General features: G+C 64.9%; 19 protein-coding genes and 2 tRNA genes. 8 read left to right on the top strand and 13 right to left on the bottom strand.

Features of this window, described 5'->3' with window-relative positions; translation table 11 throughout:
* Window positions 1–37: 37 nt before the first annotated feature.
* Together M8523_RS00910 and M8523_RS00905 are read right to left on the bottom strand one after the other, a co-directional pair.
* Window positions 38–358 carry a hypothetical protein gene (locus tag M8523_RS00910; RefSeq protein WP_282582936.1) on the bottom strand — a complete coding sequence of 107 codons (321 nt, stop codon included), beginning with the start codon at window positions 356–358 and terminating at the stop codon, window positions 38–40.
* Window positions 359–563: 205 nt separating this feature from the next.
* The gene (locus M8523_RS00905; RefSeq protein ID WP_282582935.1) at window positions 564–737 is read right to left on the bottom strand and encodes a hypothetical protein; all 174 of its coding nucleotides are present in this window, start codon (window positions 735–737) and stop codon (window positions 564–566) included.
* 311 nt (window positions 738–1,048) lie between these two features.
* On the opposite strand from M8523_RS00905, the gene ssuD reads away from it, so the two are divergent.
* Both ssuD and M8523_RS00895 read left to right on the top strand, forming a co-directional pair.
* Window positions 1,049–2,242, top strand: coding sequence for an FMNH2-dependent alkanesulfonate monooxygenase (gene ssuD / locus M8523_RS00900; RefSeq protein ID WP_282582934.1), 1,194 nt, complete (start codon window positions 1,049–1,051; stop codon window positions 2,240–2,242).
* Between the two features lie 196 nt (window positions 2,243–2,438).
* Window positions 2,439–3,854: an FAD/NAD(P)-binding protein gene (locus tag M8523_RS00895; protein WP_282582933.1), complete on the top strand. Its 1,416-nt coding sequence runs from the start codon at window positions 2,439–2,441 to the stop codon at window positions 3,852–3,854.
* Between the two features lie 46 nt (window positions 3,855–3,900).
* Here M8523_RS00895 and M8523_RS00890 read toward each other — a convergent pair whose 3' ends face one another.
* Window positions 3,901–4,221, bottom strand: a complete 321-nt coding sequence (locus M8523_RS00890) for a hypothetical protein (protein WP_282582932.1) — start codon at window positions 4,219–4,221, stop codon at window positions 3,901–3,903.
* A gap of 276 nt (window positions 4,222–4,497) precedes the next feature.
* Between M8523_RS00890 and M8523_RS00885 the strand changes: the two genes are divergently transcribed.
* A complete protein-coding gene (locus M8523_RS00885; protein WP_282582931.1) occupies window positions 4,498–4,734 on the top strand; it encodes a PsiF family protein in 237 nt (78 codons plus the stop codon).
* A 248-nt stretch (window positions 4,735–4,982) separates the two neighbouring features.
* The gene (locus tag M8523_RS00880; protein WP_282583404.1) at window positions 4,983–6,107 is read left to right on the top strand and encodes a metallophosphoesterase; all 1,125 of its coding nucleotides are present in this window, start codon (window positions 4,983–4,985) and stop codon (window positions 6,105–6,107) included.
* 413 nt (window positions 6,108–6,520) lie between these two features.
* Here M8523_RS00880 and M8523_RS00875 read toward each other — a convergent pair.
* Window positions 6,521–6,595: transfer RNA gene (locus tag M8523_RS00875), tRNA-Thr, on the bottom strand.
* Window positions 6,596–6,844: 249 nt separating this feature from the next.
* Here M8523_RS00875 and purE point away from each other — a divergent pair.
* Window positions 6,845–7,306, top strand: a complete 462-nt coding sequence (gene purE, locus M8523_RS00870; RefSeq protein ID WP_282583403.1) for a 5-(carboxyamino)imidazole ribonucleotide mutase — start codon at window positions 6,845–6,847, stop codon at window positions 7,304–7,306.
* 401 nt (window positions 7,307–7,707) lie between these two features.
* The gene (locus tag M8523_RS00865; RefSeq protein ID WP_282582930.1) at window positions 7,708–7,953 is read left to right on the top strand and encodes a DUF2312 domain-containing protein; all 246 of its coding nucleotides are present in this window, start codon (window positions 7,708–7,710) and stop codon (window positions 7,951–7,953) included.
* Between the two features lie 223 nt (window positions 7,954–8,176).
* Here the strand turns inward: M8523_RS00865 and M8523_RS00860 are convergent, their stop codons facing one another.
* Window positions 8,177–9,613, bottom strand: a complete 1,437-nt coding sequence (locus tag M8523_RS00860; RefSeq protein ID WP_282582929.1) for a porin — start codon at window positions 9,611–9,613, stop codon at window positions 8,177–8,179.
* Between the two features lie 708 nt (window positions 9,614–10,321).
* On the opposite strand from M8523_RS00860, the gene M8523_RS00855 reads away from it, so the two are divergent.
* A tRNA-Ser gene (locus tag M8523_RS00855) sits at window positions 10,322–10,415 on the top strand.
* Between the two features lie 338 nt (window positions 10,416–10,753).
* The gene (locus tag M8523_RS00850) at window positions 10,754–11,995 is read left to right on the top strand and encodes an AGE family epimerase/isomerase (RefSeq protein WP_282582928.1); all 1,242 of its coding nucleotides are present in this window, start codon (window positions 10,754–10,756) and stop codon (window positions 11,993–11,995) included.
* Between the two features lie 6 nt (window positions 11,996–12,001).
* On the opposite strand, the gene M8523_RS00845 is transcribed toward M8523_RS00850, so the two are convergent.
* From M8523_RS00845 to M8523_RS00810, 8 genes are read right to left on the bottom strand one after another with little or no spacing between them, the layout of a single operon-like run.
* A complete protein-coding gene (locus tag M8523_RS00845; RefSeq protein WP_282582927.1) occupies window positions 12,002–12,271 on the bottom strand; it encodes a GlsB/YeaQ/YmgE family stress response membrane protein in 270 nt (89 codons plus the stop codon).
* Window positions 12,272–12,280: 9 nt separating this feature from the next.
* Window positions 12,281–12,934 carry an LbetaH domain-containing protein gene (locus M8523_RS00840; RefSeq protein WP_282582926.1) on the bottom strand — a complete coding sequence of 218 codons (654 nt, stop codon included), beginning with the start codon at window positions 12,932–12,934 and terminating at the stop codon, window positions 12,281–12,283.
* Complete coding sequence (locus tag M8523_RS00835) at window positions 12,931–14,121, bottom strand: glycosyltransferase (RefSeq protein WP_282582925.1); 1,191 nt, start codon at window positions 14,119–14,121, stop codon at window positions 12,931–12,933. The genes M8523_RS00840 and M8523_RS00835 overlap by 4 nt, the downstream gene beginning before the upstream one ends.
* Window positions 14,118–15,302 (bottom strand): glycosyltransferase family 4 protein, encoded by a 1,185-nt coding sequence (locus tag M8523_RS00830; RefSeq protein ID WP_282582924.1) that lies wholly within the window; start codon window positions 15,300–15,302, stop codon window positions 14,118–14,120. Before M8523_RS00830 ends, M8523_RS00835 begins: the two co-directional genes overlap by 4 nt.
* Window positions 15,293–16,666 (bottom strand): hypothetical protein, encoded by a 1,374-nt coding sequence (locus M8523_RS00825; RefSeq protein ID WP_282582923.1) that lies wholly within the window; start codon window positions 16,664–16,666, stop codon window positions 15,293–15,295. Before M8523_RS00825 ends, M8523_RS00830 begins: the two co-directional genes overlap by 10 nt.
* Window positions 16,659–17,567: a glycosyltransferase family 2 protein gene (locus M8523_RS00820; protein WP_282582922.1), complete on the bottom strand. Its 909-nt coding sequence runs from the start codon at window positions 17,565–17,567 to the stop codon at window positions 16,659–16,661. Before M8523_RS00820 ends, M8523_RS00825 begins: the two co-directional genes overlap by 8 nt.
* Complete coding sequence (locus M8523_RS00815) at window positions 17,564–18,871, bottom strand: lipopolysaccharide biosynthesis protein (RefSeq protein ID WP_282582921.1); 1,308 nt, start codon at window positions 18,869–18,871, stop codon at window positions 17,564–17,566. The genes M8523_RS00820 and M8523_RS00815 overlap by 4 nt, the downstream gene beginning before the upstream one ends.
* Complete coding sequence (locus M8523_RS00810) at window positions 18,868–20,076, bottom strand: acyltransferase family protein (RefSeq protein WP_282582920.1); 1,209 nt, start codon at window positions 20,074–20,076, stop codon at window positions 18,868–18,870. The genes M8523_RS00815 and M8523_RS00810 overlap by 4 nt, the downstream gene beginning before the upstream one ends.

Raw genomic sequence — 20,076 nt, 5'->3', positions numbered from 1 at the left:
GACCATCGAGCAGTGAAGACCAAATTCGCGTGTCAGGTCACGCGGTCGGGGGGCCTTGGGACTGCCGTGGCGTGCGAAGGCGCGCGAGCCTCGGCACCCAGGCCATGGCCTGAACATGCGCGATAAAATGCGCAACTGACGCCGGGCCGGTCAGGACCGGCGCCGCAGCCAAGTCGACCGGCGCCGAAAGCGCGCAGGCGTCGCAGCAGTCGTGGTGGGCAGGATCGACGGGCGCGGACCCGTCGCTTTCACCCGTGTGGCAGATGTGGACCGCGATACCGGGGATGCCGAAGCTCGGCATAGCGTCGGTCACGGCCGCAAAGCCCCGTCCGACGCCGGCCAGCGTCAAGACGAACATCAGAACTCCGGCAACGATGTGCCTTAGAGCGGATGGTCGAACATTGGTCACGGCGCCAGTCGAAGGGAAGCTCGACGAGCTGTCAAGCATGTCGATGACCCACCTCAGCTTTGAGAGGCCATCTTGTTTTCGGGTTACGCCTGTCATCGAGCGAATGTCCAGGCGGATGACCTCACGAGCCGAACGTTGCAATGGCGGGGCGTCGCTACGTTCCATCGTCGGGATGGACTTTTGGCAAGGACCTGTCTGGAGTCAGCCCCGCCCCATCCAGCTTCTCCTTCGCAAGCCGTCTGGCTTCGGCGAGTTTCAGCGCCGCCTCGTGCTCTGCCGCAGGGAGATCCTCGGGGGGCACCGGATGAACGGCATCGTTTTCGGCCATGGGTTCAAGCTCCGCGTTTAAGAGCACAATTCCGCGATGGTCGGGTTCGTCATGCGGCCCTTCGTCATTGCGGATGTGTGAGGCGCGTCCGAAGTATCTTCCTTGGGCAGATTGGTAGGCAATCGATGCACGCACTCGGCCAGAGACAATCGCTTCTTTGACGGCCGAACCGTCACTTGCATCCGACCTACCGGAGAGTCTCAGTCTATAAATTCACTAGATTAAATCAGCATCTTCTGATTTGATCAGCTGATCGGCTGCCTGTTCGCAGCGAATGGCGTTCCGGCGCCGAGCATGATGCATGGATTGAGATGTCCGATTTTGCCCTGCCGCCCGCGGCCACAAAGACCGATGTCCTCTGGTTTTTGCCCACCCATGGTGACGGCCGCTATCTCGGCAGCGAAATCGGCGCACGACATGTCTCACTCGCCTATCTGAGCCAGATCGCCCGCGCGGCCGACGATCTCGGCTACTTTGGCGTGCTGCTGCCGACCGGCCGCTCCTGCGAGGATTCCTGGGTCATCGCTTCGGCCATGGTGCCGCTGACCCAGCGGCTACGCTTTCTCGTGGCTGTGCGGCCCGGCTTGCAGGAACCTGCCGTGGCGGCTCGCATGACCGCGACCCTCGACCGGATCTCGGATGGGCGACTGCTCATCAACGTGGTCACGGGCGGCGATCCGGTTGAGGCCAAGGGCGACGGGATCTTTCTCGACCATGGCGCGCGCTATGCCGTGACCGATGAGTTTCTGACGATCTATCGTCGGTTGCTTTTGGAGGAGGAAACCACCTTCGCGGGCCAGCATCTCAAGATCGAGCGCGGCCAATTGCTGTATCCGCCCGTGCAGAAGCCCTATCCGCCGCTGTATTTCGGCGGCTCGTCGGAGGTCGGCATGCAGGTCGCGGCGGACCATGTCGACACCTATCTCACCTGGGGAGAACCACCCGCCGACGTCGCCGAGAAGATCGCTGCCGCGAAGGCGGTCGCGGCAGAGCGCGGACGCAGCTTTTCCTATGGGATCCGCCTGCATGTGATCGTTCGCGAGACCTCCAAGGAAGCCTGGGCGGCGGCCGACGACCTGATCCGCCACGTCGACGACGAGACGATCGCGGCCGCCCAGACAACCTTCGCGCGTTACGACTCGGTCGGTCAGCAGCGCATGGCCCGGCTGCATGCCGGTCGTCGCGACAAGCTGGAAGTCAGCCCCAATCTGTGGGCGGGGGTCGGCCTCGTGCGCGGCGGCGCCGGGACGGCGCTGGTCGGCAATCCCGACGAGGTGGCCGACCGCATGAAGGAGTACATGGCCCTCGGTATCGACAAGTTCATCCTGTCCGGCTACCCGCACCTTGAAGAGTGCTATCGCTTCGCCGAACTCGTCTTCCCGAAGCTACCCCTGAAGGCAACGACCGGGGTCGACCGCGGCCCGGCCAAGAACGCGGGGCCTTTCGGCGAGGTGATCGCCAACGTCGTGGCCCCCTCGCACCGCCGGGCCACCGCCGCGAGTTGAGCACCGGCTCCGTCTCGGAACGGAACCCGGTTACGGGCTCCAACGCGATACGTCCGGGCCGGAGTCGGGCTCAACCCCGATTGCGTCCACGCCATCTGAGTGCGTGAGCCGGGCGACCGAATCCACGAACTATGCGATCCTGGGCGGTCACACATTGAACGGCATTAACCTGCCCTGCACGCCCGGAGTTGAGAGCATGAGCGCCGTCGAACAGCGTTCCCCGCGGTTGGTCGTGATCGGCGGCGGGCTGACCGGCGCGGCCGCGATTGTCCACTCGGCACGAGCGGCCACGGGTCCGCTGGTCATCGACGTGGTCGAGCCAGGGGCCGAAATCGGCCGCGGCATTGCCTATGGCACTGTCGATCCCGCGCACCGGATCAACGTGCCGACCGACAGGATGAGCCTTTTTCCAGACGACCCGGACCACCTGACCCGGTGGCTTTTCGCCCACGGCGTGTTGCCCGATCGGACAAGCACGGACGGGAACGGGCACCACTACGTGCCCCGGAGCGCCTATGGCGACTATGTGACGGACACTCTCCGGCAGACATTGGCGGCGTCACCGCTGGTTCGGTTCCGGCACCACCGGCGTCGCGCAGCGGCGATTCGGGCCGAAGGATCGGGTTGGGCGGTGGACCTGTCGGACGGCGGCTGCATCGATGCCGACGGCGTGCTGCTGTGTTGTGGCCATGCGCCGCCTTCCCGGCCATCGCATGTGAGCCAGGAGGCGGCGTACCATCCTGGATACATCGCGAACCCCTGGGCACAGGCCGCTTTCGCCTCGATCGGTTCTCGGGACAACGTCCTGGTGGTGGGAACTGGTCTGACGATGGCGGATGTGATCGCCTCCCTCGACCGGCAAGCCCATGAGGGCTCCCTCACAGCCATCTCGCGCCGGGGCCTGCTGGCGCGCCCGCAAGGCCTGTTTCTCTCGGACATCGCGTTCCTGGATCGCGATGCACCGCCGACCGCACTGGCGCTTCTCCGCATGACCCGGCGCCGAGTGCGGGAACTCGGGCCGGCGATCGGATGGCAGCCGGTCATAGATGCGCTGCGCTATGATCTGCCCGAGGTCTGGGGAGCGCTGCCGCCGCGCGAGCAGCAACGGGTCGCCCGCCGCCTTCTTCCCTTCTGGGAGGTACATCGGTTCAGGTTGGCGCCACAGATCCATGAGTTGCTCGATCGTGAGATCGGCCGCCGCCGGCTGACAATTGAGACCGCCGGCCTGGAGCGTCTCGAGGTTCGCGACGGCCGTCTTGCGGCAACCATCCAACCCCGCTCCGCAGCGCACGAGACCCGCTGCTACGACCACGTCGTGCTCTGCACAGGTCCGGGAAAGCGACTCGAGGCGGATCCTCTCCTCAAGGGCCTGATCGAGCGCGGCCTTGCGCAGCCTGACGCGGTCAGCCTCGGGATTGCGGTCGATTGCGACAGCCGCGTCATCTCTTCCAAGGGGGCCGCTCAGACCAGCTTTTGGGCCCTCGGCCCCCTCACCCGGGGAAGCTTCGGCGAGATGACGGGCGCGCCGGACATCATCCGCCACATCACCCGGATCGCCCCCCTGCTCGCGCGGGTCCCTTCCTCCCGCCTCGTCCAGCTTCAGCCATCCTGACCGAGACATTGATGCCGATCCGCAGGCCCCTTGGTAACGGGCTCCATCAAGCCAGCTTGGCGGCGTAGCGGTCTGCCCAGGCCTTGCCTTCGTCACCGCCCCAAAGAAGCCAGGCGATGTAGCCGGCGGACGGGTTTTCGTCCGAGCCCCATTCGTGGGACTTGCCCTCCTTGTCGACGGCGTGGCGCGCGAAGTAGCTGTGCATCGATTTGATATCCTCCTCGCCAAGCTCGTCCTGCCGGGCGAGCTGCTCGGCTCGATGGAAGCCGACTTCTGTGCCGCCTCGGTGAAACTTGGCCCGAAGCTCCAGGCCCTTCTTGGCGTTGGCAGCCATCTTGGCGGTTGGCTTGAAGCGTTCGTCGCTCATCATCTCTCTCCCCGTCGCGCGTCAACGCCGGAGGCATGGTGCAGTTGCGATCGGGCGTCGGTTCTCTCATCCGCCGGGGCTCAACGGATTTCGAGACAAACCTCAAGGCGGTGCGCGACAACGGCCGAAGGGAAGATCGCTCCAGTGCCATGGAAGGAGTCCCGGCCACATTGCAGGTCCAGGCCGGGTGGCTTGGCGGCACTTCGCTTCCGCTGCGTGAAAACCGCTGATAAGCATGCCATGTCCCGTCCATGGGGATGGAATGAGAGTCCGCTCATGAAACATCTGATCGTCGCGTTCACCGCTTCTGTGCTCCTTGCCGGTACCGCCATGGCCCAGACGCCAGCGGCATCCCCTGCCACGACTCCGGCGGCCACGGGATCCACCACCAATGCGGCAAAGGCGCCGGTCGTCCGCACCGCCAAGTCGCTCGATTGCTCCAAGCAGGCCGATACCAAGGGTCTGCATGGCAAGCCCCGTAAAACATTCATGTCGACCTGCAAGAAGGCCTGAAGGCCGAGGTTCGATAGGCGCCTGAAAACGAAACGACACAGGGCAGACCCGGACCGAGGCCTGCTCTCGCCGCCAGCTTTCGTTATCTTGCGCCTCTTGTGGTTGGCTGACGCGAGCCCCTCTGCCGTCCCCAATGCGGGTGAACCTGTGGCGCCGGATCTCACCCGTCGGCGTCACCTCGATCGGCCTTCGGTTCGCGACCGTACATGGCCGCGTCCTTGGCAAGCCTGCCGATCCGGAGCGAACCAATTTCCCGACTCATCTTTGGCCTGATCTACCTGTATGTGGTCGCCCGCTTTGTCTGGCCTCTGCATCTCCCGGTGGCCGCGAAGGTCGTAGCGGCGGCGATCCTGTTCGTGGCGTCACAATACCTCGAATGGTGTCGGCTCTCGTCGGGCTCGCGCTTCTCGCCCGAATTCCCGCGTCCGGTAATCATCCTCTTCAACTGGGCTTTTGGCGGGCTCGTCTTCCTCTGGCTTCTGCAACTCCTGCTCGATGCCGGACTGCTGATCGCGATGCCGTTCCGAGGCGCCGTGGGCGTTCCTGACGGCGTACGCTACGGGATGGCCATGCTGGCCGCGGTCGCGGCGGCGATCGGCGTCCAACAAGCGGTTCGGGTGCCGCCGCTGAAGGACATTGAGGTCGCCATCCCCGGCCTTCCGCGGCAGTTTGATGGCTACACCCTCCTGCACCTGACCGACCTCCACATCAGCCGGCTTTTTCCCGCGTCGTGGGCGCGCGCCGTGGTCGACCGATCGAACACCCTCGGCGTCGACCTGATCGCGGTGACCGGGGATCTGATCGACGGCACCCTCGACGCGCGCCGCACGGATATCGAGCCGCTGAGGGACCTGCGCGCGAGGGATGGCGTCTTCGTCGTGTCCGGCAACCACGACAACATGTTCGGCTATCGCGGCTGGATGGAGCACTATGCCTCGATGGGAATGAGCGTGATCGACAACAGTCACGTGGTTCTCGAACGGGACGTCGGCAGGCTGATCCTGGCCGGCCTCAGCGACCGGTCGGTGCGCAGCGCCGGACGCCCGGTCCGGGACCTCGCCGCCCTTGTCGAAGCCGCGCCGCGCGACGTCCCCATCATCCTGCTCGACCACCAGCCCGCGGAGGCGCGGAACGCGGCGAAGCTCGGTGTGGCCCTGCAGCTCTCCGGCCACACCCATGGCGGGCTGATCGTGGGGATCGACCGACTCGCGGCGGGCCCCAACGGAGGGTTCGTGTCGGGTCGTTATGACGTCGAAGGGATGACGCTCTACGTGAACAACGGGACCGCCCTATGGCCTGGCTTCGCGCTACGGCTCGGACGCCCCTCCGAGTTGACGCGAATCACCCTGCGTCGCCGGGTGGAACCCGCCTGACCGGATCGGCCGCGGCGGATCCCGGACAGTCCGATTGGACGGCCGATCCCTTGGTGTGTCCCCTTCCATCATGGAGGCGGCACCGAGGAGCCTCCACCCTCCGCAAGCCTGCCACCTTGCTCCGCTCAGCCGTAGGATCGGTGATGTTCGCAGGCCCGTTCGGTAAGCCGTCGTTTGTAGCCGTCGAAGGCGGCGCCGACTCTCCGGCCCGCGCCGGTCCCGTCCATTGGTTTAGAGGTGCATTGTCACCGGCTCGCCAAATCGCAACAATCGAGCGGGGCTGCGGGCCGAACCCGCTGCATGCCGTACTGGTACACGCCCCTGGGATACGTGGCGACTGCGCCATCCGGCACCACCTGGGGCATACACAGGCCTCGCAGTACACGGACTCGATCATTTTCAGAGGGGGATGATGGTGCTGCGAGAGAGGATTGAACTCTCGACCTCTCCATTACCAATGGAGTGCTCTACCACTGAGCTACCGCAGCAAGGCCTGAAGCAACCCATAGCGTCGGTGCCGACGACGGGTTGCATGTAAGCCACCGTCCCTCTGCCATAGGCCCGAACGGGATGCAAGCCGGTATATCACGGGGCATGTCCTTAAAGGGGTGCGGACCGCAGGATGATGTCTTGCACCGCTAGGATGCATCCGTTAAGGCGCGGGGATCGAACGAGATCAAGGGATCGACGTGGCCGAGCCATCGAGCATAGAGGGACAGGTTCCGGTCGCGATCATTATGGGGAGTCAATCGGACTGGCCGATCCTGAGCCACGCCGCCACGATCCTCGACGCTTTGGCGGTGGGCTACGCGGCACGAATCGTTTCGGCCCATCGGACGCCTGACAGGCTTGTCACCTTTGCCAAAGGTGCCCGTGACGCAGGGTTCAAAGTGATCATCGCTGGCGCAGGCGGGGCCGCTCATCTGCCGGGCATGACGGCTGCCTGGACGATTCTGCCCGTGTTCGGCGTTCCAATGGAAACCAAGGCGCTTGGCGGACGTGACAGCCTTTATTCCATAGTTCAGATGCCGGCCGGTATTCCTGTCGGCACGCTGGCCATCGGGCGCGCCGGAGCCATCAACGCGGCCCTACTGGCTGCTAGCGTGCTGAGCCTCGCCGATGCAGCCTTGGGGGAAAGGCTCGCCGCATGGCGCAAGGCGCAAACCGAGGCGATCGCAATCGTGCCCGACGTTTCATAATGGAGGGATGTCTGATGCCGGCCGGACAATGTCGGGCCGCCCAATATCGATTCTCGAACGTCGCGTCCCACGCCTTTCATGCGTCTTGGATGTACGCCAACTTCTTCCCTCCTCATGACGAATCGAGGAGAAAACTCTCGCCAGTCACCGGTGGCCACGTCCGGGTTCGCTCGGATCGGATGCCACCGCGCGCCGCGCGCGAACGAGTAGCGCGTGCGGCCGCGGTCTTCGCGAGGTCGGCCGCACGGCGCCAGGCGAAGTAGACCAGATGCGCCGGCTCTCATTCGTCATGTAGATGGCTTGCGACGCCATTCGGCGAAGACACGGATTTCAAGCGGCTCATTCCGAACCGCGCATGATGGGTTGCGCCAAGGCCGCGCCGCCAAACCAAGGACCGCCCGATGGAAGCCAATTCAGCCGAAGCCAAGCATCTGCTCGCCTTCATCGAGCGAATCGAACGGCTCGAGGAAGACAAAAAGCAGGTCTCGGAAGACATCAAGGACGTCTATGCCGAAGCCAAGGGCACCGGCTATGACGTGAAGGTCATCCGCAAAGTCGTGTCGATCCGCAAACAGGACAAGGACAAACGGCGGGAGGAAGAGGAAATCCTCGGGCTGTACCTCGCGGCGCTCGGCATGGCCGAGTGAGCCTTCGATCGCCTGGCGAACGACGAAGCAACCAGCCTGCCTAACGTCATAGCAGACGCCGACACATCGGCCATTGATCTTCTTGGAGTGGCCGAGCCTTCTAACGATGATTGGGAGGCCGTACCACGACTTCACTTTTGAGGCCACGTTGAGAGGCGCCTCTCAACGTGAAAAAGGCCCGACACATGGTGCCGGGCCCTTTTCAATCTTGCTTCTCTAAATCTTAGAAGTCGCGCTCGACACGGAGCCGACCTTCGAAGGAGCTCGGGTCCTTCTTGATGCCGACTGGAAGAGCGCTGGCTGCGACACCTGGATTGTGGGCCAGGGTCTGGTCGATGTGAGCGTACACCGCCTCAACATAAATGCCGAGGTTGTTCACAGGCGTCCAGATGAACTGGTTGCCGATGCGGTATTCGCTCGCATCACCGATACCACCAAGGGTCCAATCGGTGTTCCGGGCGCGGTTGCCATACGACACTTCCTCATACGAGCCGAACAGCACGTCCGAGAAGTTCGGGGTGAAGTAGTGATGGAGGGCGCCCATCACCGAGAAGCCCTTCGAAAGCGAAACGGTCGATGTTCCGTTGGCATTCGCGAAGGCGTAGGCGTCGTGATCGATATGCTGGAAGCCGCCCAGGAACGCTGAGTTCACACCCGAGTTCAAGGTGCCTGCGGAGTCCTGGTACAGATACGCACCCTGTTGATAGGCGCCTTCCAACCAGATATCGTCGCCGGCCGCAAGCATCGGAAGCTTGAACTGGAGGCCGCCTTGAACAGCGAAGCCATCCTTCTGGATGTTACCGAAGGTGGTCGGCGAGATCACGGCCACTTCGTGATAGGCCGCCGAGAGCTGGGCAGCACCCCAAGCCTGATCGACGCGAACAACACCGACAAAGTCGGGGATGCGAACGCTACCATAACCAAGGTCGGAGGAAACGCCGCCAGCGGCCAGGTTCAGCGGGCTGTTAAACTCGCCGTTGCCGATGCCATCACGACGGATCGTCGGATCTTCAGCCGAAATCGTCGCCGAGAAACCGCCGCCGAAGGTCGCCGTGTAAGCGAAAACCTGCGTGCTCTGATCGGAGTTGGCGATACCTTCCATGTTGTAGTTATCGGCGTAGAAGTCGAAGAACGACTGCACGCGACCTGCCGTGAAGCCGGCGAACTGCACGAAGGCCTTGTCCACGTTGGCATTGCTGCCGCTCTGGTTCGTGAAGCCCTGCTGGGACGTCGACGAACCCTGGTAAACGCCGTTCGCCTTCGTGATTTCGTAGCGCACGAAGGTGCGGAGCGTTCCGTAAGCCGTCTGCGTACGGGCATCCACTTCGATGCGGCCGCGAGCAAAGAAACCCGACACGTCACGAAGGTTGCTGTTGATGCGGGTACCGCCCGGGATCACAACACCACCAACCGCGGTCGACACAGCCGGGAAGAAAGAGGCAGACGGCGACACGTAGGCATATTCGGCACGGACGAAGCCGCCGACCTTCAAGCAGGTGTCGGTGCCCGGAATGTAGAAGTAGCCGGCGCCGGTGAAATCACAAACGCGGACGTACTCGACAGGAGCCGCTTTCCGGAACGGAAGATCGGCGGCCTGGGCGCTGGCGACAGCGGTAAGGCCGACCGCCGAGCTGAGAAGAAGGCTCTTGACGAGCTTCATAGGTAAAACCTCCAGATTGAAAGACCCAACGGGACGAGTTCGCCCGAACCATATATCTGCGCGAAACCGGATCGCTTCGCGCCGGTACCTGATCCTCAAGCTCTCTTCTTCCCTTGTTCTCCGGTCCCGGTCTGATGTGTCAGCCTTGCGGTGGCACATCGGCACTGGTGCCGGCTTGAGCGAGGGAAGCTCCCTTTCGCGTTTTGAACATAGCCGTGATGCGTGCCCCGACAAACGCCGAATTGCCTTGGAGGCGCCCCAATTCGGGCTTTCGAAATGCCTTGTGACATTCCGGCAACGAAACACGCGGGGCCAAAGCTGAAGAGTACCGAATTGTTTACCGACTGGTAACATTCGTAAACCTTCGGTGTTTGCTTGACGGCAAAGATGACTGCATTAGCCGCCTCTCTCCAAGAAGAATCACGACTTGCCGGCGGGTTCGACCGCTCTAGGACTCGGCATAAGACAGAATCTCGCGGCCTGGGTGCTGACCCTCATGCCACTAGCCTTAGATGGGTTCCGGCGTTCCCAGGGTTGCGGATGTCGGCGATGCCAGACTGAGTCCTTCCTCGGCGAGGCGGACGTTGCCGCTCAGCGCATCGCATTTGATTTTCTATCTGGCGAAGCATCGCCAAAAGCCTGGAGCCTTGCCAAGTCTGACCCCTTAAGGCATAAAACGCATGCGCCGAGCGATTGCTCCGCGCGAGCGGAGATGTGGCCGAGAGGCTGAAGGCGGCGGTTTGCTAAACCGTTATAGGGTTGTAAAGCCCTATCGAGGGTTCGAATCCCTCCGTCTCCGCCAATATCGTCGACGACTCTCGCTTGTTTTGTGCGGTCTGACCCTTTGGTTTCAGATTGCTTGGCCCTGAGCCATTCGGAGCGTATCGACGGCTGGGACCACGGACGCCTAGTAGGACGCTTTCCGCCCGAGTCGACGTGCAGTTGTTGACCACATCGAGAAGCCGGCAGCCGTTGACTTGCTCATTACAGGCACGTCGCCGCCCGGGACTGGATCTCATTCCCAGCTTTGGAGGGGACTTGGCGCTCGGGCGCCCGACGTTGCGACTCCTGTAATGGGTAGCGCCTTGAAGAGCCTCATGCGATTCAGTGGGCACAGAGCTCGATGAGGGGGAAGAGTAAATGCAAGACGCGCACGACGCCCAGCCCAGCCTATGGCGGACCCAGCCCTACCACCGAGCATGGCTCACCGCGCGGGCAGCCGGGCTCTTCACGAGCTTCGCCGTGGCTTTCAATCCGCGCGGCGGCTTCTTCGATCTCGGCGACGATGGGCAGCCGTTGCGTGACGGCGGTGGGGATTGTGTGCGGGGTCTCCATGCGACCACCCGCATGGTCTATTGCTATGCGCTGGCACATCGGCTCGGGCATCCCGGCGCAAGCCGCACCATTGATCATGGGATGGATTACCTGTGGCAGGGCCATCGGGACCCGGTGCACGGCGGCTACTTCTGGCAGATGCGTGATGCCGGGCCGGTCGACACATCGAAACAGGCCTACGGTCACGCCTTCGTGCTGCTGGCCGGTGCTGCCGCAAAGCAGGTCGGCCACCCCGATGCGGACCGATTGATCGACGATGTCATGACGATCCTGCATGACCGGTTCTGGGAAGCGCAACATGGCGCGACGGCCGAGGAATTCACGGCCGATTGGCAACCGCTCGGGGCGCCCTATCGCGGCCAGAACTCCAACATGCATCTCACCGAAGCTCTCATGGCCGCCTACGAGGCGACGGGCGACGCGCGCTGCCTTGCCATGGCCGAGGCCATCGCCGATCTGTTGATCCGCCGAATCACGGCCGCCAACAGCTGGCGCCTTCCGGAACATTTCTCGGCGGACTGGCAGATCGACCGGGATTATGCCGGCTCGGAGATGTTTCGCCCGGCCGGCACGACCCCCGGTCATTGGCTCGAATGGAGCCGGCTGCTCGTCCAATTATGGATTGCTGGCGGGCGCAAACATTCCTGGATGCCGGACGCCGCCGCGCGGATGTTCCGCCTGGCCGTGCAGGAGGGCTGGGACCACGAGCGCGGCGGCTTTTTCTATACGCTCGATTGGAACGGCCAGCCGCTGGTCGCCGACAAGATCTGGTGGCCCTTGTGTGAAGGCATCGGGGCCGCCGTGTTCCTCAGCAGCGTCGAAGACCCGACCTTCTATGAAAACTGGTATCGGCGCATCTGGGACTTTATCGGGACCACGATCCTCGATCAGGCCGACGAAAGATGGGTGCCTCAATTGAATTGGGCCAACCAAGCGAAGACAGAACTCTTCACCGGTCGGCCCGACATCTATCACGCCCTGCAGGCGTGTCTCATTCCGCTTTTCCCCGCCAACGGCAGCCTTCTGGCTGAACTCGCGCGAGGCTAAGCGAACTCAGTAGCGCGAAACGCTCGATGTGCGTCCCGCGATAAAGCCCCAGATGCCCAGAACGATGATGGCGCCGATGATGGCTCCGATAAAGCCGGCGCCATCATTCGGGCCGTACCAACCGATCGCCTGTCCGACAAAGGTCGCAACGAAAGCTCCGACGATCCCGAGGATCGCCGTCATGATGAAGCCCGACGGCTCGTTCGGACCCGGCATGATGAATTTAGCGACGACACCGGCCAGGAAACCGATGATGATGATCCACAGGATATGCATGAACTCCCCCTAAGACGACAAAATGTCCCACGGCCATATAGGATTTTGGGGCTCGAAAAGTTCCCGCGATTGAGGGGCGGATTTGGTTGAAATCTGTTCCGCGGGCCTGAATTTGCGCGTCTTCACCGGCTGGGCGGGATTGCCGCGATAGACCGTCCAAGGCTGCAGATCGCCGAAGATCGCGCCGCGTGCCGCGAGAACCGACCCCTCCCGCGCCACGACGCCGGGTCCCACGAAGGCCTCGGCGGCGATCCAAACGTCATCCTCAAGCGTGATGCTCCGCGCCACGAGCTGGAAATGCCTGTCGGAGAGGTCGTGCGAGCCGGTACACAGATGGGCGCGCTGCGACACGATGGTGCGACATCCAATCTCCACGGGCGCGATGTTGTAGCAGACGACCTCGGGTCCGATCACGGCCTGCGCCCCCATTGAGAGATGGGGCGGATACCAGATGCGGGCGCTCGACCGCACATCGGCCGAGGGGGCAAGCCGTGCCCCGAAGGCGACCAGCAGACCCCGTCGCCAGCCCCTGAAAGCCGGTGGGGTCCATGACGCGAGACACCGCCAGGCGATCCGCCACACGGCCCGGAACAGCCGGTTGCCGAGCGAGAAGCTCGGGCCGCCTTCAAGCGGGCGAGACAGGTGCGCGTCGAGGATCGTCACGTGAACTGGTCCGGGTTTTCGAGAATGGCGAGTGTTCGTTCCGCGACACGGTCGGCCGCGTAGCGATCGACAAAACAGCGACGGGCCCGGTCGGCCATCAAGCGGCGTTGCTCGACCGGCAGGGCCAGATAGGCGGCGAGAAGTTGTGCCACACCCTCGGCCGTGTCGGACGCCGCGAGTCCGGCGCCTGCCGTGACGATCTCGGAGGCGATATTGACCTTGTGGCTGAGCAGCACCGGCTTGCCGCACGCCAGGGCCTCGGCGACCGCAATGCCAAAATTCTCGCCATGCGAGGGAAGCACGAAGGCCTCGCAGCCGAAGAGCGCACCCCATTTCGCGCCATCGCGCAGCATGCCCGGCCAGTGGATTCGATCAGCGATGCCAAGGTCCCGGCTCATGGCCTGCAGGGCCGCCTGCCAGCCGTCGCGATCCGGGCCGGCGATGACGAGGTGATGATCCGGAGCCAGCCGCCGCAGGGTCGCGAAGGCGGCGAGAAGGAGATCGCACCCCTTCTTGGGATGCAGCCGACCGAGGAACAGCAGGTAGGGCTTGTCGCCGAGCGCCGGCACGCAGGCCTGAAATGCGGCCGCCTGACCGGCCGTCGCGACCGGGACGTCACCGGTGCCGTAGCCGGTCACGAGGCCTCGCAGCCGATAGGGCCAAAAGGCACCCGCCGCTGCCGTCCGCTCTCCTTCGCTCGTGAACAGCACCGCGCGGGCGCCTTGGAGGAGCGGGCCTTCCGCGATCCACCAGGCGGCCTGCTTGCAGCTGTGCTTGACCGGATAGGCCGAGCGGAACCAGGGGTCCAGCATGCCATGCGGAAACACGAAATAGGGGGTGGACCGATAGGGCAGCACCCGCCGGGCCGCCAGGGCCGTGTAGTTCCAGAGGCCGTTGACGACCACGCGGTCATAGGCCCCCAGGTTCCGCTTCAGCCAGGGCACGAGGTGGGGCGTGAAGCCGTAGCGCAACCAGGGCATCGTGCGGCGACCACGCCGGACGAACGGACTTCCGAGCGCGATCGTCTCCACCGGGCAGCGCGGCACCCACGGGTCGGCGGGGAGGTCGAGCGACACGATGGTGCGTCGGTGACCTTTCCTGCGCCCGACGGCATCCGCCTGAACAAGCGCTTCGATCGGTCCGCCGCCTTCGTCACTGACCGATGCCATGATGTGGAGGATGTTCATGCCGCCGCTCGCGCCGAGGTGGAAGTGTCTCCGGTCAGGCGGCGATGCAGGGCGATGACCTGCCCGGCATAGTCCGGCCAGGTGCCCGCATCACGGCGAGCAACACTCGCGGCGTGGCCGACACTCTCGCCGAGGGTCCGGTCGCGGTAGAGACGCTCCAGAACGGCCGCGATCGCTTCCGGGTCGAAGGTCGGCACCACGAAGCCCGTCCGCCCGTGTTCGATCAGTTCCGCCGCGCCGACGGTTTCGGACAGGATCGTGGGAACGCCGCAGGCCATCGCCTCGAGAGGTGCCTGGGCGAAACCGTCTTCGGCCGAAGACAGCACGAAGCACGAGGCACGGGCGAGAAGCGAGCGCAGGGCCCCATGCGGAACATGCGGGATGTGCGAGAAGGTGCCTTCGTGGCCGCGGATCACAGCCCGCGCGTCGCGGCCCAGCGCGCCCACCAGCACCAGCTTGGCCTTGGGCAGATTCAGCATCCGCCAGGCCCGCAACAGCACATGCTGCGCCTTGCGGGGCGTGACGATTCCGACGCAGACGACCAGGAAGGTCTCGCGATCGACCTCCGACAGATCGCGCGGATGGAAGCGGACAGGATCGAAACCGGGACGCACCACCGAAATCCGCTCGGCCGGCACACCGGCCGCGACAAAACTGCGCGCCACGAAGCCGCTGTCGACCACCAGGGCGTCGCAGGCGGCGACTTCGTCACCCCGCCGCGCCGCCTCGGCCAGCATCGTGCGATCGGGGGCGAGGCCGAGGTCCGCGCGGGCCTGGTCGACGAGCCGGCGAACGGTGGCGCACTGCGTGGTCACGGGATGTCCCAGGACCTTTGTGCCCTCCCGGCGCGCGAAGGCGATGACGTGGTCGGCCACGGCGCCGATCACCGCCTCCAGGCTGTCGCAGGGCTGCCACCGCTTCAGCACGCCCTGCTGGAACCGGTCACAGAGGGCGCGTGAAAGAGGCGCCGAGAGGCAATCGGGTGCCGACCGGAAGGCGGCGGCCATCAGATATTGCTTGAGCCAGAGATTGTGTGTGCGCTCGGTCGGCAAGCCGAGAACCGCAGGCGTCTGCGACCGGCGATGCGCGAAGTAGAAGCGATTGAGAATGCCCGCTTGCTCGTAGAATCTGATGTAGTCCGGATACCGGAACGTGCCGTTCACGCACACATTCACCCGCATGCCAGGCCTCCCGCGGGGAGAGAGCCAAGCGTCGCTTCCCACCGTTCTGCCATCGGCTCGAGGCGAGGACCTACCCGGAGCGAACTGAGGAAGATGCCGGCCGAGAACCAGGCGATGCCGATCATGCTGTTCTGCAGAGTGACGTCATGCACGAGGAACACGGGCGCCACGAAACCGAGGAAGCTGACCGGCTGGAGATTGCCGCGGCGAAGGGCGGCGAGCGCCGCAGCCATGAGCCAGGCTGCGAGCCCCCAGCGCAGCAGGATGGCCAGCAGGCCGAAAAAGGGCCCGAGTTCCTGAACGATGCGGGTCAACTCATATTCGGCCAGTACGTGGTCGGTGCGTCCATTGGACAGGAAATTCGCCACATTGGTGCCCGCACCGAGCCCGTAGCCGAACAGCGGCACCTCCGTCATCTCGCCCGCAAACTCCGTGAGAAGGCGGCCGACACGCTCCCCGGTCGACCCTTCGCTCGCCACAGCCGCGGACTGACGCTCGTTGAGAGCACCGACAAGCGCCGGATCGGCGACCGCAACGCCCGCCGAGACGACCGCGAGGCTCGCCACCAGAGCACAGGCAACCTTCTTGGCCCGAGGCGTCCCGAACCCCAGCGTGGCGGCCACGAAAGTCAGGACGACCGCTCCGGCCAGCAGCAGGTAGGTCCGTGAACCGCTGAAAGCGCCCATCAGCACCACGCCGCAGGCGCCCCACAGCAACAGGACCGGCGAAATCGAGAGCGCGCGGCGAGCCGAGACGGCCGCAAGCAGGACGCCCGCCATCCAGGCCGCAAAGGCCGAGTGTCCCAGCGTAAAGCTGAACACGCCGTAGGGTCGCACGACATCCTCGACCAGCAGGAAGACGCCGTCGTTCGAACCGCCAGGCGCCGCATTGATCCAGGCCGCCGGGCCGGATCGATACTGCACCAGCACCAGGATCCCGATCGGCAGCGCCAGAAGGAGGTTCAGTCGAATCCAACGGGCGTAGTCGCGGGGCGTGAACACATCTCGCAGGATGCAGCAGAGCGGAACGAACAAAAAGTAGTTGCGCGCACCGGCCAGGACCGCGAGGGCCGGCACCGCGCTGGTGGCCAGTTGGCAGGTGATGCAGGCCAGGAAAAGTAGAAGCACGAAGCCGAATAGCGCCAAAGCGCGACGCATCGACCTGGACGGTCCCAGGCGGATATAGACCAGCAGCATCACGACCATCAGCGGATCGCGCAAGAAGACGAGCAGGTTGCTGGCGCCGGGCACAATCCACTTCCGCAACGGACCCTCGGCCAGGAGCAGGAGGTAGAACAGGAATGCCAGCCCGGCGAGAGCTTGGCGTGTCCGCTCTCGGGACGAGGCGTTGAGACCGTCAGGCATGGCGTGCCTCCCGGGACTGCAGCGGGCGGCGCCATCGGTCGACATGCCGCGCCAACCGGACGGGTACCACCAATCGCCAGAACGGCAGCACTGCGAAGACGAACCAGAGCGACCCGCCATGACGTCTCGCGAAGTGGAACCACGGCCGCAGCGGAAATCCGAGTGGATGCGGCAGCAGGCGCCAGCGCGCCACAAGACCGAGGTCTTGGTTGAACCAGTGGCCGCTGCGTCCGTTGCGCTCGCACCATCCGACATGGCCGGGCGCGAGGCCCACCCAACCGCCCGCAGCCGCCACCCGCAGACCATAGTCGAGATCGCCCAGCGTGTGTCGAAAGACGCGGCCGATGCCACCGATCGTCTCGGCCGTCAGGCGCGGCACCAGAACGACATTGCCGACAAGCGTGTCGCACGGGACAGGCGCGGCGGCATCGGGCGCCTTCCTGTCGAACCGCAGTGGCTGATCCGGCCAAGGGCGGATGATGCCCGCGTAGGAGGTTCCTCCATCGCGCGGGTCGGCGACCCCGCCGCCGATAAGACACAAGGGACGCCCCTGCCGAACGAGATCCGCGTGGGTGGTGAGCAGCGTCCGCAGCGCGTCCGGTGCGAGCCGGACATCGTCGTTGAGCCAGAGGTAGAAATCGGCCCCGTGCCGCATCGCGGCCGTGAAGGCGGCCCGCATGCCGCCCGACCAGAAAGCATCACCCTTGCCTTCAAGGATCTCGACTTCCGGATAATGCCGGCGCACCGACGTGGCCGTGCCGTCCGTCGATCCATCGTCGAACAGCACGATGCGACAGGATACCTGCGCGTCCTGAGCCTCGATACTGGCAAGACATGCGAGGGTTTTTGCTCTGCGGTTGAAGCAGGTGAGCAGAATGGCAAGGGTCGGGACCTCGGTCATGACAGGGCGCTCTCGATCGCGTCGGGGCGAAGCGGCCGAGAGCGGCCAAGATTTACGAGCCAAAGCGCCATCAGGCACTCGCCAAGGAGGCAGACGGCGGCGGCACCCGCCGTGCCGCCCCGCATGGCGGCCGGCCATGCCAGCATCGCGGTGGCGACGGAGGTGAGAAGAAACATCCAGGCGTAATCCGCCGGCCGGTTGACCGCCAGGATCATGTTCGCCTGCGACAACCACAGACCGTGCACAAGGGCCGTGGTCGCGACGAGCGGCAGGACGTAAGGGTCGATAGGGAGGCGGCCGCCGGTCCAAACCGCGATCACCCATGGGGCTGCCACGAGCAGGAGGATCCAGCCGGGGACCAGGGCCGCGACCGACATCCAGCGGTTGAGACGCGACACCGCCGCCATCGCCCGGCCATCGCCCCGACCGGCCACAAGGGCCATCTCGGGCATGAGCGCATGCGTGACCAGGCCCGCGAGTTGCACCAGGGCGCGCGCCAAGGTGCGGGCCGTCGCGAAGGCCGCCACCGCGCTTGGTGGCAGCGCGAACCCGATCGCCAGCGTCACACCCTGCAGGCTCGCGGCAAAAGCGGCCGGGACCGCCAACGAGGCGAGAGCCGGCCTGAGGAGAGACCCGAGGTCGAAACTCGTTCGCCGCAGACGCGCGCCGCGAACCCAAGGCAGCCTGTGGGCGAGGAGTCCGGCGAGCAGCACCGAGCCGACCAGACGTGCCGCGAGCCAGGTGCTTGCCGCAGCCGCCAGACCACCGCCGGCGCGCGCAACGGCCAGGACGGCGACGGCTTCTCCAAACCGGATCGTCTGAGCCGCCGCGACACCGAATGCGTAGTGCCCACCGGCCCGGAAGGCCGCCCCCGGGAGGCTGCCCAAAACACCGAGGAGCACGATCGCCGTCATCAGCGCCAGGATGCAGCGCGTCTCCTCGGGTGCCAAGGGACAGGCGACGGCGAGCGCCGCGGCCGGCACGATCGCCAACAGCCCTCCAACCACGCATCCGATGGTGACCAAAGCCATGATGACAGCCTGCGCCGCTTGCCCGAACAAGTCGGCCGCGATGGCGCGATCGCCCCGCCCCATGGCCATGGTCATGGCGGTGCCGCTCGCCAGAATCAGCCCGCCGTCGGCAAAAGCCAAAGCGGTCGGGACCGCAGAAAGCAGCAGCCAGATGCCGTAATGCGCACTGCCCCAGGCACCGATCAAAACGGGGACGGACACCAGCTGGATCAGGATCGTGACGACCTGCCCGTAAAGGTTCGCGCCGATGCCGCGCAGCAGACGCGCCCTCATGGGGAAAGTCCTTCCGGCGCCGATTGGAGGCGGCCTGCGCGTGCTGCGAACCTGCCTGCCGTCAGCCACGCGCGAAGCGCCTCCGTGTGACGCTCGCAGGCCCACCACACCGTCGCGGCCAGTAGCAGCGAAAGCGCCATCCCGCCGGCCAGGAGCGCGACACCGGTCCAGCCGAAATCGATCCGGCGACCGTCGAGGACGAGGGCCGAAAGCAGAGCCAGCAAGGGGCAGTGCGACAGATAAAGCGAGTAGGAGATGCGGGCGAGACTGCCGGACACGGTTCGACCCGGAGCAAAAGATCCACTCTGCGCAACGAAGCTGTTACCTTCCGCCACAGCCACGGAGACGAGCCAAGCGGTCGCGGCCCCGATCGCGAGATCGGTCGCGAAGGCGCTCGGCCCGAGGCGCAACCGAGATGCGAGGAGAGCAGCCGCCCAGACCGGAATGGCGGCACGTCGAAGCAAGGCGCTCCACCGGGACCGATACAACCTCTCCGGCCGCGCGACGGCACAGACCGCCCCACAAGCCCAGACCGGGGCAAGGCTGAGGATGCTTCCAGGCAGCGCGGCCGCGACGGCCAAGGCGAGGCCGAGAGAGAACAAAGCGCGTCCGGGGAAGGTGCGATCGTGCCAGGCCGCGAAAAGCAGCGCCGCCACAACGTAGTACCAGGCCTCGTTGGCCAGGCTCCAGAGCGCGCCGTTCGAGCCGTAGACCGGAACGGCGATCGTTTGCAGGAACAGGAGATTGCCGATGAGAGTGGCACCCCCGAAGTCCGGCGGTTGCTGTTCGGTGACGGCCAGGACGCCGTAATGCGCTGCAAGTCCTGGATCTCGACTGAAGGCAAGCCCGGCGGCGTCGAGGAGAGCTCCGCCGAGGAGGCACGGGACCAGCACGATCCAAAGCCGTGTCAGTCGGGCGGCCGCGAATTGTCCGAGCGACCAGCGGCCGCGCTTTTCGAGCCGCAGCATCGAACTCGTGACGAGATATCCGCTGAGAACGAAGAAGACGAGCACGGCCTGATGACCGAGTCCCGATACGCCGAAGACCAGGCGGCCTGCCCAATTGAGGCCTGGCTGATCGGCCGCATCCCGCAAGGTGAAATCGCGGGCATGGGACAGCAGTACCGCCATTGCGGCGCCAGCCCGCAGCATATCGAGATGTCGGATCGCGGGGGCAGCGGTGGACGATCGTGAATAGAGAGGCAT

It is taken from the genome of Lichenifustis flavocetrariae (assembly GCF_026130545.1).
Classification (GTDB): domain Bacteria; phylum Pseudomonadota; class Alphaproteobacteria; order Rhizobiales; family Beijerinckiaceae; genus Lichenihabitans; species Lichenihabitans flavocetrariae.
The sequence above is the reverse complement of the archived record's forward strand: the minus strand, read 5'-3'. Positions and strand labels throughout refer to the sequence as shown.